15 protein-coding genes are annotated in these 15,893 nt (G+C 66.3%); 11 read left to right on the top strand and 4 right to left on the bottom strand.

The features are described from left to right. Positions 1 to 54: 54 nt before the first annotated feature. Positions 55 to 123 (bottom strand): hypothetical protein, encoded by a 69-nt coding sequence (locus tag ACEPA4_RS17300; protein ID WP_353088925.1) that lies wholly within the window; start codon positions 121 to 123, stop codon positions 55 to 57. Between ACEPA4_RS17300 and ACEPA4_RS17295 the strand changes: the two genes are divergently transcribed. The 8 genes from ACEPA4_RS17295 (at position 98) to hslU (ending at position 7,552) form a co-directional block, all read left to right on the top strand. Beyond that, positions 98 to 2,173, top strand: a complete 2,076-nt coding sequence (locus tag ACEPA4_RS17295) for a S9 family peptidase (RefSeq protein ID WP_353088916.1) — start codon at positions 98 to 100, stop codon at positions 2,171 to 2,173. The genes ACEPA4_RS17300 and ACEPA4_RS17295 overlap by 26 nt on opposite strands. 54 nt (positions 2,174 to 2,227) lie before the next feature. Continuing rightward, complete coding sequence (locus ACEPA4_RS17290; RefSeq protein ID WP_065186219.1) at positions 2,228 to 2,656, top strand: YbaN family protein; 429 nt, start codon at positions 2,228 to 2,230, stop codon at positions 2,654 to 2,656. An 82-nt stretch (positions 2,657 to 2,738) separates the two neighbouring features. Next, positions 2,739 to 3,011 carry a lipoprotein gene (locus ACEPA4_RS17285; RefSeq protein WP_065186220.1) on the top strand — a complete coding sequence of 91 codons (273 nt, stop codon included), beginning with the start codon at positions 2,739 to 2,741 and terminating at the stop codon, positions 3,009 to 3,011. Beyond that, entirely contained in the window at positions 3,004 to 3,855 is an 852-nt protein-coding gene (dapF, locus tag ACEPA4_RS17280) for a diaminopimelate epimerase (RefSeq protein WP_032954541.1), read from the top strand. Before ACEPA4_RS17285 ends, dapF begins: the two co-directional genes overlap by 8 nt. After that, complete coding sequence (locus ACEPA4_RS17275; protein ID WP_005419445.1) at positions 3,852 to 4,526, top strand: DUF484 family protein; 675 nt, start codon at positions 3,852 to 3,854, stop codon at positions 4,524 to 4,526. Before dapF ends, ACEPA4_RS17275 begins: the two co-directional genes overlap by 4 nt. Positions 4,527 to 4,542: 16 nt before the next feature. Further along, positions 4,543 to 5,439: a tyrosine recombinase XerC gene (gene xerC / locus ACEPA4_RS17270; protein ID WP_005419436.1), complete on the top strand. Its 897-nt coding sequence runs from the start codon at positions 4,543 to 4,545 to the stop codon at positions 5,437 to 5,439. Positions 5,440 to 5,524: 85 nt separating this feature from the next. Further along, a complete protein-coding gene (gene hslV / locus ACEPA4_RS17265) occupies positions 5,525 to 6,076 on the top strand; it encodes an ATP-dependent protease subunit HslV (RefSeq protein ID WP_005411093.1) in 552 nt (183 codons plus the stop codon). A 102-nt stretch (positions 6,077 to 6,178) separates the two neighbouring features. Further along, positions 6,179 to 7,552, top strand: coding sequence for an ATP-dependent protease ATPase subunit HslU (hslU, locus tag ACEPA4_RS17260; RefSeq protein ID WP_065178024.1), 1,374 nt, complete (start codon positions 6,179 to 6,181; stop codon positions 7,550 to 7,552). A 96-nt stretch (positions 7,553 to 7,648) separates the two neighbouring features. On the opposite strand, the gene ACEPA4_RS17255 is transcribed toward hslU, so the two are convergent. Together ACEPA4_RS17255 and smeT are read right to left on the bottom strand one after the other, a co-directional pair. Further along, positions 7,649 to 8,641 (bottom strand): Gfo/Idh/MocA family protein, encoded by a 993-nt coding sequence (locus ACEPA4_RS17255; protein ID WP_065186221.1) that lies wholly within the window; start codon positions 8,639 to 8,641, stop codon positions 7,649 to 7,651. A gap of 45 nt (positions 8,642 to 8,686) precedes the next feature. Further along, complete coding sequence (gene smeT, locus ACEPA4_RS17250) at positions 8,687 to 9,346, bottom strand: efflux transporter SmeDEF transcriptional repressor SmeT (RefSeq protein ID WP_065186222.1); 660 nt, start codon at positions 9,344 to 9,346, stop codon at positions 8,687 to 8,689. A gap of 207 nt (positions 9,347 to 9,553) precedes the next feature. Here smeT and smeD point away from each other — a divergent pair, with 207 nt between their 5' ends. The 3 genes from smeD to smeF are packed head-to-tail and all read left to right on the top strand — an operon-like array spanning position 9,554 to position 15,331. Continuing rightward, a complete protein-coding gene (gene smeD / locus ACEPA4_RS17245; protein ID WP_005419428.1) occupies positions 9,554 to 10,738 on the top strand; it encodes a multidrug efflux RND transporter periplasmic adaptor subunit SmeD in 1,185 nt (394 codons plus the stop codon). Between the two features lie 12 nt (positions 10,739 to 10,750). Continuing rightward, the gene (smeE, locus tag ACEPA4_RS17240) at positions 10,751 to 13,873 is read left to right on the top strand and encodes a multidrug efflux RND transporter permease subunit SmeE (protein ID WP_065186223.1); all 3,123 of its coding nucleotides are present in this window, start codon (positions 10,751 to 10,753) and stop codon (positions 13,871 to 13,873) included. A 57-nt stretch (positions 13,874 to 13,930) separates the two neighbouring features. Continuing rightward, positions 13,931 to 15,331 carry a multidrug efflux RND transporter outer membrane subunit SmeF gene (gene smeF / locus ACEPA4_RS17235; protein ID WP_139727684.1) on the top strand — a complete coding sequence of 467 codons (1,401 nt, stop codon included), beginning with the start codon at positions 13,931 to 13,933 and terminating at the stop codon, positions 15,329 to 15,331. 83 nt (positions 15,332 to 15,414) lie between these two features. Here smeF and ACEPA4_RS17230 read toward each other — a convergent pair whose 3' ends face one another. Then, positions 15,415 to 15,837 carry a low affinity iron permease family protein gene (locus ACEPA4_RS17230; protein WP_065186225.1) on the bottom strand — a complete coding sequence of 141 codons (423 nt, stop codon included), beginning with the start codon at positions 15,835 to 15,837 and terminating at the stop codon, positions 15,415 to 15,417. Positions 15,838 to 15,893: the final 56 nt, after the last annotated feature.

The raw sequence follows: 15,893 nt of genomic DNA, 5'->3' as shown, positions 1-15,893 counted from the left end.
CGGGAAAAGGGATCTGACCCCGCCGAAGACCATTGCATTGACGCGCCTGGAGCCTTACTTCATGAAATCCACCCTTTGCCTGTTGCTTGCCAGCCTGATGACCACGACTGCTACCGCTGCCACTCCGCCCGTTCCGCCGGATGCCGCCCGGCACCCGCATGTGGTCAAGGCGCCGTTTGGCGCGACCCGCAACGATGACTATTACTGGCTGCGCGACGACAAGCGCGAGAACAAGGACATGCTGGCCTACCTGCAGGCCGAGAACGCTTACGCCGACCAGTTGCTGGCGCCGCTGAAGCCGCTGGAAGACACCCTGTACAAGGAGATCGTCGGCCGCATCAAGCAGGACGATTCCAGCGTTCCGGCGCGTGAGCGCGGCTACTGGTACTACAGCCGCTTCGAGACCGGCCAGGACTACCCGATCCACGCCCGCCGCAAGGGCAGCATGGAGGCCGCCGAGGAAATCCTGCTCGACGTCAACGCGATGGCCGCCGGCAAGGGCTACTTCAACGTCGGCGCGATGGAAGTGAGCCAGGACAACCAGCTGCTGGCATGGGCCGAGGATGACGTCGGCCGCCGCCAGTACACCCTCCGTTTCAAGGACCTGCGGACCGGCCAGGTGCTGCCCGACGTCATCACCGGCAGCTCCGGCGACCTGGTCTGGGCCGATGACAACCGCACCGTGCTGTACGTCGAGAACGATCCGGAAACGCTGCTGACCGTGCGCGTGAAGAAGCACGTGCTGGGCACCCCGGCCAGCGCCGACACCGTCGTCTACGAAGAGAAGGACGACAGCTTCTACATGGGCATCGGCCGCACCCGTGACGATCGCTTCATCACCATCGGCGTGCACAGCACCGTGTCCTCCGAAGAGCGCTACGCGCCGGCCAGCGACCCCACCACCTTCGCCGTGCTGGCGCCGCGCCAGCGTGACGTCGAGTACGACGCCGACCACTACGATGGCCGCTGGGTGATCCGCACCAACGATGGCGCGAAGAACTTCAAGCTGGTCACCGCACCGACCGACGCCACCTCGCGCGCGCAGTGGAAGGACTGGATCGCGCACGACGAGGCGGTGTTCATCGAAGGCTTCGAGCTGTTCGAGGGTTATACCGCCATCGCCGAACGCTCCGAGGGCCTGGAGCGCATCCGCCTGCTGTTCAAGGACGGCCGCAGCGACTACGTGAAGGCCGATGAACCGGCCTACTCGATGGGCCTGGGTGACAACACCGAAGCCGAGACGCCGTGGCTGCGCTACGTGTACACCTCGATGACCACGCCGACCACGGTATTCGAGCTGAACACCGCCACCGGTGAGCGTCGCCAGCTGAAGGTGCAGCCGGTGATCGGCTATGACGCATCGAAGTATGAAACCGACCGCGTCTGGATCACCGCGCGCGATGGCGTGAAGGTGCCGGTGTCGCTGGTCTACCGCAAGGGCTACCAGAAGGATGGAAAGGGCGCACTGTTCCAGTACGCCTATGGCAGCTACGGGATGTCGATGGACCCGTACTTCAACCAGACCGCGGTGAGCCTGCTCGACCGCGGCGTGGTGTATGCCATTGCCCATATCCGCGGTGGCCAGGAAATGGGCCGCGACTGGTACGAGAACGGCAAGCTGCTGCACAAGCAGAACACCTTCAACGACTTCATCGACGTCACCCGCGGCCTGGTCGCACAGGGCTGGGCGGCGAAGGATCGCGTCGCTGCGTCCGGCGGCAGCGCCGGTGGCCTGCTGATGGGCGCGGTGGCCAACCAGGCGCCGCAGGATTACCGGGTGATGGTGGCGCAGGTCCCGTTCGTCGACGTGGTCACCACCATGCTCGACCCGACCATTCCGCTGACCACCAACGAATACGATGAGTGGGGCAACCCGGAGCAGAAGCCGTATTACGACTGCATGCTGTCCTACTCGCCCTACGACAATGTGAAGCAGCAGGCGTACCCGGCGCTGTTCGTGGGTACCGGCCTGTGGGATTCGCAGGTGCAGTACTGGGAGCCGGCCAAGTGGGTGGCCAAGCTGCGTGATCACAACACCGGCCCCTACCCGATCCTGTTCCGCACCAACATGGAAGCCGGCCATGGCGGCAAGTCGGGGCGCTTCCAGCGCTACCGCGAGCTGTCCGAGTCGTACGCGTTCGTGCTGCAGCAGCTGGGCATCGCCCAGCCGTAACGGCGAAGGGGTGCCGGGCGTTGCCGGGCACCCCGAACCGTTATCCTTGCGGCCATGAGCCTGCCCGAGCCCTCCGCATCCCGCGATACCGCCACGCCACCGCGCGTGGTGCGTTTCCGCTGGGCGTGGTGGCTGCTGGCCTATGTCAGCCTGGGCACCGGCATCGTCGGCATCTTCGTGCCGGGCCTTCCGACCACCGTATTCATCCTGATCTCGGCGTGGGCTGCGTCACGTGGGTCCGAACGCCTGCACACCTGGCTGCTGCAGCACCCGCGCTTCGGCCCGGCCATCGCCAACTGGCAGGCACACGGGGCGGTCAGCCGCCATGGCAAGTGGATGGCCACGATCACCATGGCGGTGTGTGCCGCCATCATGCTGTGGTGCGTGCCGATCGCCTGGGTGAAGTGGTTCTCGATCGGCAGCATGACCGTGGTCGCAATCTGGCTGTGGACGCGGCCGTTGCCGCCACCGCCCACAGATTGAGCGCCGGCGGTAGTGCCGGCCGCTGGCCGGCAACCCGATTCCCTGCACCAACCGCTCAGCCGCCAATGGCTATACTCGGGGCATGAAGATCCCCCATCGAAACGCCATCCTGATTCCGCTGGCAGCGGCCTCGCTGCTGCTCCTCGCCGCCTGCGGCAACAAGGGCCCGCTGGTACTGCCGCAGAAGCCGGTGCCGGTGGAGGAAACCGTCGAACCCGCTGCCGAGCCCGCCACCGAGGCGACCCCGGCGGAGGCCCAGGGCGCCGTTGCCCCCACCACGACCGTCGACCCGGCTGCAACGACCACTCAGCCGGCACCCGCGCCAGCGAAGAAGGCGGGCGTCGGGAATGAGTAAGGCCGGTTCCAGGGCCTTGCGCTTCAGCAAGATGCATGGCGCGGGCAATGACTTCGTAGTGATCGACCTGCGTGACGGTACTGCGCCGCCCACGCCTGAACTGGCCGCGCGCCTGGCCGACCGCCACACCGGCGTCGGCTGCGATCAGATCCTGACCATCGAGGCGCCACGTGCGGAAGGCTCGGTGGCCTCGTACCGCATCTGGAACGCCGACGGTTCCAATTCCGAGCAGTGCGGCAATGGCGCGCGCTGCATCGCGGCCTGGCTGGTGCGCGAGGGCAGCGCGCAGGGCGATGCATTCGTCATCGACAGCCCGCTGGCCAGCCATGAGGTGAAGGTGCTGGGTGAAGGGCAGTTTGCGGTGACGATGGGCGTGCCTGCCTTCGAGCCGGCCAACGTGCCGCTGATGGGCTTCGCCCACCCGCGCGAGGAATACCTGCTGCCGCTGCAGGGCGAGAGCGTCCGCTTTGCTGCGGTGTCGATGGGCAACCCGCATGCGGTGATCGAAGTGGGCTTGATCGATGCCGCTCCGGTTGAACGCGTGGGTTCGCTGCTGCAGCAGCACGCGTCGTTCCCGCGCTCGGTGAACGTGGGCTTCGCCCAGGTGATGAGCCCGGCCCACGCCCGCCTGCGCGTGTTCGAGCGCGGTGTCGGCGAGACCCTGGCCTGCGGCAGTGGCGCCTGCGCCGCCGCCGTGACCCTGATGCAGCGCGGCCGCCTGCAGCGCGATGCGCGCATCAGCCTGCCCGGAGGTGACCTGCGCATCCAGTGGCCGGGCGATGGCCAGCCGGTGGTGATGGCGGGCCCGACCGCATTCGTCTTCGAAGGGGAGTGGATGGCATGACCGAAACCGTCGACAAGCTCGGGGCCCATGAAGTCGCTGCCTGGTTGCGGCGACATCCCGGCTTCCTCAAGCAGTTCCCGGACCTGGCCCTGACCCTGGTGGTGCCGCGCGATGACGGCCCGACCGCATCGCTGGCCAGCTACCAGCTGGAAGTGCTGCGCGAGAAGAACCGCGAGCTGGCACGACGGTTGGCCGATCTGGGCGCCACCGCCCAGGTCAATGAACGCCTTGCGGTGCGCACGCACCAGCTGACCCTGGCACTGATGAAGCAGGACAACGCGGCCGATACCCTGCGCGCGATGGCCGCATCGCTGCAGGAAGACTTCGCCGGCGACCTGGTGCGGCTGGTGGTGCATGCGCCGGTGGCCGGGCTGGAACAGGCCGACTGGCTGCAGGTGATTGCTGCCGATGATCCGCAACTGGGCCCGTTCCGCGATTGCCTGAACGACGGCGAGCCGATCTGCGGCCGCCTGCAGCCGGAAAAGAATGCCGTCCTGTACGGCGTGCGCAGCGAGGAAGTGCAGACCACCGCGCTGCTGCCGTTGCCGGGCGTCGGCCTGATCGCAGTCGGCAGCCACGACCCGAACCGCTTCTACCCGGGCATGGGCACGCTGTTCCTGCGCATGATGGGCGACGCCCTGGCCACTGGCCTGAAGCGCTTCCACGACTAAGCAGGACCGGACGACGATGAGCGCGGTACAGGCCTTCCTGCAGCATCTGCAGGTGGAGCGGCGGATGTCGGCGCATACGCTTGACGCCTACCGCCGCGACCTGGACGCGCTAGCGGTCTGGGCCGAACCGCGTGGCGTAGCGGTGGAGGCGCTCGATGCCGATGCGTTGCGCCAGTTCGTCGCCGACGAGCATCGCCGCGGCCTGTCGGCCAAGAGCCTGCAACGCCGCCTGTCGGCCTGCCGCAGCTTCTATGCCTGGCTGCTCAAGCACGCGCACATCGAGGTCAGTCCGGCAGCGACGCTGAAGGCACCGCGCGCGCCACGCCGGTTGCCACAGGTCCTCGACGCCGATGAGGCGGTGCAGCTGGTCGAGCTGGAGCCGGAAGGTGAGCTCGGCCGCCGTGACCGCGCGCTGCTGGAACTGTTCTATTCCTCCGGCCTGCGTCTGAGCGAAGTCTGTGCGCTGACCTGGCGCGACCTGGATTTCGACAGCGGGCTGGTCAACGTGCTGGGCAAGGGCAACCGCCAGCGCCGCGTGCCGTTCGGGCGGCCGGCACGCGAAGCGCTGCAGGCGTGGCGCGCGGAAAGTGGCGGTGGTCCGGCATCGCCGGTGTTCCCCGGTCGCAACGGGCCAATCAGCCAGCGTGCGGTGCAGATCCGCATCCGCCAGCTGGCGCAGCGCCAGGGCCTGTTCAAGCAGGTGCACCCGCACATGCTGCGGCACAGTTTCGCCAGCCACATCCTGGAATCGTCCGGCGACCTGCGTGGTGTGCAGGAGCTGCTGGGCCATGCCGACATCGCCACCACGCAGATCTATACCCACCTCGATTTCCAGCACCTGGCCAAGGTCTATGACGCCGCGCATCCGCGCGCGAAGCGTCGACGCAGCACCGAGGGCAGCGGAGAAAGCTGAACGTTGGCCCTGCGTCAGCCGGTCGCGGGTGGCTTGAAGGGCGCAGCGCAGTCCCCACCTCTGGTTCTGTCACCCCGGAGGCATCATGGACCCCAGTCAGAACCCCAACGTTTTCCACGCCACCACCATCGTCTGCGTCCGTCGCGGCGAGCACGTGGCCATTGCCGGCGACGGCCAGGTCACGCTGGGCCACACCGTGATGAAGGGCAACGCGCGCAAGGTGCGCCGCCTTGGCCGCGACGGCCAGGTGCTGGCCGGCTTCGCCGGTGCCGCTGCCGATGCCTTCACCCTGTTCGAGCTGTTCGAGGCCAAGCTGGAAAAGCACGGCCAGCTGCAGCGCGCCGCGGTCGAGCTGGCCAAGGATTGGCGCACCGAGCGCCGCCTGGGCAAGCTCGAAGCCCTGCTGGCAGTGGCTGACAAGGAAACCTCGCTGATCATCAGCGGCACCGGTGATGTGATCGAGCCGGAGGACGGCATCATCGCCATCGGCTCCGGTGGTTCGTACGCCCTTTCGGCTGCGCGGGCGCTGATGGCGCACACCGAGCTGGATGCACGCACCATCGCCAGTGAAGCGATCGGCATTGCCGGCGACATCTGCATCTACACCAACCGCAACGTGGTGGTCGAGGAGCTGTGAGGGTCGTGCCGGCTGCTGGCCGGCAACCTCATGTCCCCCGCACGCGTGCCTGGTTGCCGGCCAGCGGCCGGCACTACCGACAATGAATCCGTGAGCACAACCATGTCGAAGATCGAAGTTTCCTCCGCCACCATGACCCCGCGCGAGATCGTGCAGGAACTGGACAGGCACATCGTGGGCCAGCACGACGCCAAGCGCGCGGTGGCCATCGCCCTGCGCAACCGCTGGCGTCGCATGCAGCTGCCGGCGGAGCTGCGCAATGAAGTGATGCCGAAGAACATCCTGATGATCGGCCCGACCGGTGTCGGCAAGACCGAGATCGCGCGCCGCCTGGCCACGCTGGCCAACGCACCGTTCGTGAAGGTCGAAGCCACCCGCTTCACCGAAGTGGGCTACGTCGGCAAGGACGTCGAGCAGATCATCCGTGACCTGGCCGACACCGCGGTCAAGCTCTATCGCGAACAGGCCAAGGTGCGCGTGCGTACCCAGGCCGAAGAACGCGCCGAAGACCGCATCCTCGATGCGCTGCTGCCGCGTCGTAGCGGCGGCATCGGTTTCGATCCTGAAGTCGCCCGCAACGAACCGTCGGCGCAGGACAACGAGACCCGCATCAAGTTCCGCAAGATGCTGCGCAACGGTGAGCTGGACGAGCGTGAGATCGAGCTCGACCTGGCGGCCAATGTCAGCATGGACATCATGACCCCGCCGGGCATGGAGGAAATGGGCCAGCAGCTGAAGTCGATGTTCGCCAACCTCGGCGGCGGCGCGAAGGCGCACAAGCGCACGCTGACCATCAAGGCCGCGCGCCCGCTGCTGATCGAGGAAGAAGCGGGCAAGCTGGTCAACGAGGATGACATCCGTACCGCCGCAATCGAGGCGTGCGAGCAGCACGGCATCGTCTTCATCGATGAGATCGACAAGGTCGCCAAGCGTGGTGACAACGTGGGCGGTGGCGACGTGTCCCGCGAAGGCGTGCAACGCGACCTGCTGCCGCTGGTGGAAGGCTCCAATGTGTCCACCAAGTACGGCACGATCAAGACGGACCACATCCTGTTCATCGCGTCGGGCGCGTTCCACCTGGCCAAGCCCAGCGACCTGATTCCGGAGCTGCAGGGCCGTTTCCCGATCCGCGTGGAACTGGGTGCGCTGAGCAAGAATGACTTCGTGCGCATCCTGACCGAGCCGAAGGCCGCGCTGACCAAGCAGTACGAAGCGCTGCTGGCCACTGAAGGTGTCAAGGTCAGCTTCACCGCCGATGCCATCGACCGCCTGGCCGAAATCGCCTTCCAGGTGAACGAGCGCCAGGAGAACATCGGTGCCCGACGCCTGCATACAGTGCTGGAACGCCTGCTGGATTCGCTCAGCTACGAGGCACCGGACCGCGATGGCGAAACCCTGGCCATCGACAGCGCCTACGTCGATGCACACCTGGGTGAGCTGGTGCAGGACCCGGACCTGAGCCGCTACATCCTGTAACGCCCGATCCGGTCGGATCCCTCGCCACGGCGAGGGCCCTGACGCCATCCGCTGCAACAGAAAAGGCCGCCGAAAGGCGGCCTTTTGCGTTGGCGGTCAGCGCGATTGCCGCGTGCGGTAGGCCTGCAGTACCTGATCGATCACCGCACTGGTGCGGGCGGCGCTGATGCCGTCCGAGGGCGAGTGCCCGTTGCCGCGCAGTTCATCCACGAGAGAGGCAATCAACGGTTGCTGGATCGACGACGGGTTGGGAATGTCGAAGGCCTGCACACCGGCTCCGGTCTCCAGCACCACCGGAACATCCTCGAAGGTCGCAAAGCGCAGCTGGCCGCGGTCGCCGGTGATCTCGATCTCATCCTGGCGGCGGAACGCGCAGAAGCTCCATTGCGCGATGCCGTGCGCGCCCGCTCCAGTGCGGAAGCACATCGAAACGCTGTCCTCGGCGGCATAAGCGCCGGTCAACGAACTGGCCAGGCCGCGCACATCGCTCAGCGGCCCCAGTAGATGATCGAGCAGGTCCAGGGTGTGCGAGCCCAGATCGACGAACAGCCCGCCGCCGGAGATTGCGGGATTGGTCCGCCAGAAGTCCGGCGATGCGGCGTTCACCGAATGCGGCCGATGCAGGGTGGCGCGAACGCTGCGCGGTGTACCGATCGCGCCGCTGTCCAGCAGCTGCTTCACCTGCGCGAATCGGGGCAGGGCGCGGCGGTAGTAGGCGACGAACACGGGCACGCCACGGCGTGCACTGGCTTCCAGGATGCGCTCGCATTCGGCGAGGTCCAGGGCCATGGGTTTCTCGATATAGACCGGCTTGCCCGCCGCAATCGCCTGCAATGCGTACTGCATGTGCGTGGAGGGCGGTGTTGCAACGTACACCGCGTTCACGTCCGGATCGCCGATCAGCGCGTCGGCATCCGTGTACCAGCGTGGCACCGCGTGGCGCCGCGCATAGTCTTCGGCCAATGCGGCATTGCGGCGCATGACCGCCGCCACCCGTGAGCCGGGTGTGCTGGCCAGGGCGGGGCCGCTCTTCTTCTCGGTGACGCTGCCGCAGCCGATGAAGCCCCACACCACGTTGTCCAGGATCATGGGTCTGTCCTCACAGTGGGGCTGCGGTGGCGGCAGTGAACCCGCTCATGCCTCGGGCAGCGGCTCGGGCACGGTGCCGGGAACGAACACGCCGTCCTTTACGTAGGCGGCCAGGGTCATGTCCAGTGCGAGCATGCCATCGCGCTTGAGGTCCATCAGTTCCGGTTCGACCATCGCACCGTGCAGTACGCCCAGCACGGTGGCGTGCAGCATGCGTGCGGCGATCTTCGGGTCTGCACCCTCGCGCAGCTGGCCCAGGTCCTTTGCCCGGCGCAGGGCACGTTCCATCCGGTCCAGTCCATCGCGGAAACCGGCCTGCTGCAGTTCGGTCAGCACCCGGGTATCAGCCGACGCATCGCTGCGCAGCATGATCTCCATGGTCTTGCGCAAGCGCTCGTCCTCGGACAGTTCGATGAACGAGTGGATCATCACCGCGCGCAGGTCGTGCACCGGCGTGTTGCGCTGGTCGGTCGAGGTGCGCTCCAGCTCCTGCATGAAAGGCAGATGCACGCGCTCGACGATCGCGGCCAGCACCTCGCTCTTGTTCTTGAAGTGCCAGTAGACCGCACCGCGGGTATAGCCGGCGCGGGCACCGATCATCTCCAGCGTGGTACGGGCCACGCCGTGTTCATGGAAGCAGGCTTCGGCGGCGTCAAGGATGCCTTCCCGGGTTGCCTGGGTGTCCTCTTTGGTCTTGCGGGCCATGGATGGGTACGAGTGCGGGTGAAACGTGGCTGAATTGTACCGGTTTACAAACAAACAATCATGTATGTATATTTCGATCCCATCATTCCCGTCGTGTGCGTGGCAGGCCGGTCCGGTTACCACTCCCCGCTGGTGAGCGTTGCCTGCTGGCGCTTTCGGCCTGTATCAGCGCGATTTGAGATTCCTTCCCCTAAGAGCCTTTCCGTCATGTTGCTGAGCCGAATCCGACCCTTTGCACTGTCGCTGGCGATCGCCGCGACCGTGGCTGCCTGCGGCGGCCAACCCCAGGCCCCCGAGCAGGGCCCGGGTGACGTCACTGTGGTCACGCTGAAGTCCGAGACCGTGGGCCTGACCCGCGAACTGCCGGGCCGTACCAACGCCTACCTGGTCGCCGAAGTGCGCCCGCAGGTCAATGGCATCGTTGCCAAGCGCCTGTTCACCGAAGGTGGCATGGTCAAGGCCGGCGAGCCGCTGTACCAGATCGAGGACGCCAGCTACCGCGCCCAGGCCAACAGTGCCCGCGCCCAGCTGGCCCGCGCCGAGGCCACCGCCAACGCCGCCCGGCTGAGCGCCAAGCGCATCACCGAGCTGGCCAAGGTCGATGCGGTCAGCCAGCAGGACCTGGAAAATGCCGTGGCCGCGCAGAAGCAGGCCGAGGCGGATGTCGGTGCCGCGAAGGCATCGCTGGACGCAGCCAACGTCACCCTGGGCTACGCCCGCATCACCGCGCCGATCAGCGGCCGCATCGGCAAGTCCAGCGTCACCCAGGGTGCGCTGGTCAGTGCCGGCCAGGCCAATGCACTGGCTACCGTGCAGCAGCTGGACCCGATCTATGTCGACCTGACCCAGTCTTCGGCCGAGCTGCTGCAGCTGCGCCGCGAACTGGCCGCCGGCCGCCTGCAGGACAACCAGACCCTGCCGGTCAGCATCCTGATGGAAGACGGCAGCACCTTCGAGCACAAGGGTACGCTGGAGTTCTCCGAAGTCAGCGTCGATCCGACCACCGGCAGCTTCGGCCTGCGCGTGAAGGTGGACAACCCGGACGGCCTGCTGATGCCGGGCATGTACGTGCGTGCGGTGATCGGCGGCGGCGTGCGCAGTGATGCAGTGCTGGTGCCGATGCAGGGCATCGCCCGCGATCCGAAGGGCGACACCACGGCGATGGTGGTCGGCAAGGACAACAAGGTCGAAGTGCGCCCGGTCAAGGTCAGTCGCACGGTCGGCGACAAGTGGCTGGTCGAGGACGGCCTGAAGGCCGGTGACAAGGTCATCGTCGAAGGCCTGCAGAAGATCGGCCCCGGCATGCCGGTCAAGGCCACCGAAAAGGGCGACGCACCGGCCAAGCCGGCGGCCGATGCCCAGCCTGCCGCCCCGGCCGGCGACGCGAAGTAAGCGGAGAACCCCATGGCACGCTTTTTCATCGATCGACCCATCTTCGCGTGGGTGATCGCCATCATCATCATGCTCGCCGGCGGCCTGGCCCTGTTCAAGCTGCCGGTCTCGATGTACCCCAACGTCGCACCGCCGGCGGTGGAAATCAGCGCCACTTACCCGGGTGCATCGGCCAAGGTGGTCGAAGACTCGGTGACGCAGATCATCGAGCAGAACATGAAGGGCCTTGATGGCCTGATCTACTTCTCCTCCAACAGCTCGTCCAACGGCCAAGCCACCATCACCCTGACCTTCGAGAGCGGCACCAACCCGGACATCGCCCAGGTGCAGGTGCAGAACAAGCTGCAGCTGGCCATGCCGCTGCTGCCGCAGGAAGTGCAGCGGCAGGGCATCAACGTGGCCAAGTCCAGCTCGGGCTTCCTGAACGTCATCGCGTTCGTGTCCGAGAACGGCAGCATGGACGCCAACGACATCGCCGACTACGTCGGTTCCAATGTCGTCGACCGCCTCAGCCGCGTGCCGGGCGTGGGCAACATCCAGGTATTCGGTGGCAAGTACGCCATGCGCATCTGGCTGGACCCGAACAAGCTGCATACCTATGGCCTGTCCGTCGCGGAAGTGACTGCGGCGATCAAGGCGCAGAATGCCCAGGTGGCGATCGGCCAGCTCGGCGGTGCGCCGTCGGTGAAGGGCCAGCAGCTCAACGCCACCATCAACGCGCAGTCGCGCCTGCAGACCCCGGAACAGTTCCGCAACATCATCGTGCGCGGCGCGCAGGACGGTGCCGAGCTGCGCCTGGGTGATGTCGCCCGCGTCGAACTGGGTGCCGAGTCCTACGACTTCGTCACCCGCTACAACGGCCAGCCGGCCAGCGGCCTGGCGGTCACACTGGCGACCGGCGCCAATGCGCTGGATACCGCTGCCGGCGTGGATGCTGCGCTGGACGACATGAAGAGCTTCTTCCCGGCCGGATTGAAGGCCGAGATCCCGTACGACACCACCCCCTTCGTGCGCGTGTCGATCAAGGGCGTGGTGCAGACCCTGCTCGAAGCGATCGTGCTGGTGTTCGTGGTGATGTACCTGTTCCTGCAGAACTTCCGCGCCACCCTGATCCCGACCATCGCCGTGCCGGTGGTGCTGCTGGGTACCTTCGGCGTGCTGGCGATGCTGGGCTTCTCGGTGAACATGCTGACCATGTTCGCGATGGTGCTGGCGATCGGCCTGCTGGTGGACGATGCCATCGTGGTGGTGGAGAACGTCGAGCGCATCATGTCCGAGGAAGGACTGTCGCCGCTTGAAGCGACCCGCAAGTCGATGGGCCAGATCACCGGTGCGCTGGTGGGTATCGGCCTGGTGCTGTCGGCGGTGTTCGTGCCGATGGCCTTCATGAGCGGATCCACCGGCGTGATCTACCGGCAGTTCTCGGCCACGATTGTCTCTGCAATGGCGTTGTCGGTACTGGTGGCGATCGTGCTGACCCCGGCACTGTGCGCGACCATGCTCAAGCCGTTGAAGAAGGGCGAGCATCATGTTGCCCACCGCGGCCTGGCCGGTCGCTTCTTCAACGGTTTCAACCGTGGCTTCGACCGCACCAGTGAAAGTTACCAGCGTGGTGTGCGCGGCATCATCCATCGTCCGTGGCGCTTCATGGGCATCGTGGCGGCACTGTTCGTGCTGATGGGCGTGCTGTTCGTGCGCCTGCCCAGCTCGTTCCTGCCCAACGAAGACCAGGGCGTGCTGATGGCGCTGGTGCAGGCCCCGGTCGGCGCCACCCAGGAGCGCACGCTGGAATCGATCGCGGCATTGGAGAACCACTTCCTGCAGAACGAGAAGGATGCGGTGGATTCGGTGTTCTCCGTGCAGGGCTTCAGCTTCGCCGGCATGGGCCAGAACGCCGGCATGGCGTTCGTCAAGCTGAAGGACTGGAGCGAGCGTGACGCCAACAATGGCGTGATGCCGATCACCGGTCGTGCGATGGCAGCCCTGGGACAGATCAAGGATGCCTTCATCTTCGCCTTCCCGCCGCCGGCCATTCCGGAACTGGGTACCGCCTCGGGCTACACCTTCTTCCTCAAGGACAACAGTGGCCAGGGCCACGAGGCACTGGTGGCCGCGCGCAACCAGCTGCTCGGCCTGGCCGCCGGCAGCAAGAAGCTGGCCAACGTGCGCCCGAACGGCCAGGAAGACACGCCGCAGTTCCGCATCGACATCGACGCGGCCAAGGCGACCTCGCTGGGGCTGTCGATCGACCAGATCAACGGCACGCTGGCCGCTGCGTGGGGCAGCTCGTACATCGACGATTTCGTCGATCGTGGCCGCGTCAAGCGCGTGTTCGTGCAGGCCGACCAGCCGTTCCGCATGATCCCGGAGGACTTCGACCTCTGGTCCGTGAAGAACGACAAGGGCGAGATGGTGCCGTTCAGCGCGTTCGCCACCAAGCACTGGGATTACGGTTCGCCGCGCCTGGAGCGCTACAACGGTGTGTCGGCGATGGAAATCCAGGGCGAACCGGCCCCGGGTGTTGCCTCCGGCGATGCCATGGCCGAGATCGAGCAACTGGCCAAGCAGCTGCCCGCGGGCTTCGGCATCGAGTGGACGGCGATGTCCTACCAGGAACGCCAGGCGGGCTCGCAGACGCCGTTGCTGTACACGCTGTCGCTGATGATCGTGTTCCTGTGCCTGGCCGCGATGTACGAAAGCTGGAGCGTGCCGACGGCGGTGCTGCTGGCGGCCCCGCTGGGTATCCTCGGCGCAGTGCTGGCCAATACCTTCAAGGGCCTGGAGCGCGACATCTATTTCCAGGTGGCGATGCTGACCACGGTAGGCCTGACCAGCAAGAACGCGATCCTGATCGTCGAGTTCGCCAAGGAAAACCTGGAGAAGGGCGCGGGCCTGATCGAGGCGATCATGCATGCGGTGCGCGACCGCCTGCGCCCGATCGTGATGACCTCGCTGGCCTTCGGCATGGGCGTGGTACCGCTGGCGATCTCCACCGGTGCCGGCTCCGGCGCCAAGCAGGCGATCGGCACCGGCGTGCTCGGCGGCATGATCGTCGGCACCGTGCTCGGCGTGTTCTTCGTACCGCTGTTCTTCGTAGTGGTGCAGCGCGTGTTCAAGCGCAAATCCACGACGTGATCGAAACGGTAGTGCCGGCCGCTGGCCGGCACTACCTCCTGCCATCCGGCAGTACCGATGGAAGTCATTCCCATGAAAAGTGCATCCCTGTTCCTTTCCATTGCCGCCGCGCTCGCGCTGCCCGGCTGCTCCACTCTGGTGCCGAAGAACACCGCCGTCGCTCCGGCAATTCCGGCGCAGTGGCCGGCCGAGGCTGTACAGGGCCAGGCGGCCGATGTCGCCGCCGTAGGCTGGCGCGACTTCTTCACCGATGCGCGCCTGCAGCAGGTGATCGAGCAGTCGCTGCAGAACAACCGCGACCTGCGCGTGGCCGTGCTCAACGTTGAACGCGCGCGCGGCCAGTACCGCGTACAGCGCGCCGACCGCGTGCCCGGTGTGGCCGTCACCGGCCAGATGCAGCGCCAAGGCACCGACGCCGGCGTCACCGAGCAGTTCACCGCCGGTGTCGGCGTGGCCGAGTTCGAGCTGGACCTGTTCGGCCGCGTGCGCAACCTCAGCGAAGCGGCACTGCAGCAGTACTTTGCCGTAGCTGCCAATCGTCGCAACGCGCAGCTGAGCCTGGTGGCCGAGACAGCGACGGCGTGGCTGACCTACGGTGCCGATGCCCAGCGTCTGAAGATCGCCGATGCCACGCTGAAGACCTACGAGGATTCGTTGCGCCTGGCCGAGGCCCGCCACGAGCGTGGTGGTAGCTCGGCGCTGGAGCTGACCCAGACCCGCACGCTGGTGGAAACCGCGCGTACCGACGCCGCGCGCCTGCGTGGCCAGCTGGCCCAGGACCGCAACGCGCTGGCCCTGCTGGCCGGTGGCCAGTTGGATCCGGCGCTGCTGCCGGACGGCATCGAACCGCAGTTGCTGGCACTGGCGCCTCCGCCGGCCGGCCTGCCCAGCGATGTGCTGCTGCAGCGCCCGGACATCATGGCCGCCGAACACCAGCTGCTGGCCGCCAATGCCAACATCGGCGCGGCACGTGCCGCGTTCTTCCCGAGCATCTCGCTGACCGGCAGCATTGGCAGTGGCTCCAGCGAATTGTCCAGCCTGTTCGACAGCGGCACCCGCGTATGGAGTTTCCTGCCGAAGATCACCCTGCCGATCTTCCAGGGCGGCAAGCTGCGCGCCAACCTGGCCGTCGCCAACGCTGATCGTGATATCGCACTGGCGCAGTACGAGAAGTCGATCCAGGTGGGCTTCCGCGAAACCGCCGATGCGCTGGCGTTGAATGTCAGCCTGGATGAACAGGTGAGTTCACAGCAGCGCCTGGTGGAAGCGGCCGAACAGGCCAACCGCCTGTCGCAGGCACGTTACGACGCCGGCCTGGACAGCTTCGTGACCCTGCTGGACGCACGACGTACTGCCTACAACGCGCAGCAGACCCAGTTGCAGGCGCAGTTGGCCCAGCAGGCCAACCGCATCACCCTGTACAAGGTGCTGGGCGGCGGCTGGCACGAGCGCGGATGAAAGAAAGCCGGCCGGCGGCCGGCTCTACCTGGATGATCGATGGTAGTGCCGGCCGCTGGCCGGCATTGTCATTCCGGGGCCTGCTACACCGCTTCATCGTCGCGCCGCGCCGCATGGCAGGCACGGACGCGCGCCAGCGCATCGCCTGCTTCGCGGGCCATCTGCTCGTACTCGGCACGGATCTCTTCCAGGCGCGCTTCGTCCAGTTCTTCCAGATCCAGCAGTTCATTGTTGGCTTCGGCCGTCGCCCGGATCAGCTCGTCCAGCTTGATCTGCATCGCGGCAGTGTCGGCGTTCTGCGTGTGCTGGATCAGGAACACCATCAGGAAGGTGATGATGGTGGTGCCGGTATTGATCACCAGCTGCCAGGTGTCGTTGAAACCGAACACCGGGCCGGTGATGCCCCAGATCACCACGATCGCTACTGCAGCCAGGAAGGTCCACGGTGAGCCGGTGGCTGTCGCGGCCTTCTTGGCGATCGTATTGAACAGGTTGCGTGCTTTCATCGTCGTCGTGTGCCCACTCAGGTGACGAGGATGATCGGCAGTGACCCGTGCAGGTG

This window comes from Stenotrophomonas sp. P2112 (assembly GCF_041897515.1).
Classification (GTDB): domain Bacteria; phylum Pseudomonadota; class Gammaproteobacteria; order Xanthomonadales; family Xanthomonadaceae; genus Stenotrophomonas; species Stenotrophomonas sepilia.
The sequence above is the reverse complement of the archived record's forward strand: the minus strand, read 5'-3'. Positions and strand labels throughout refer to the sequence as shown.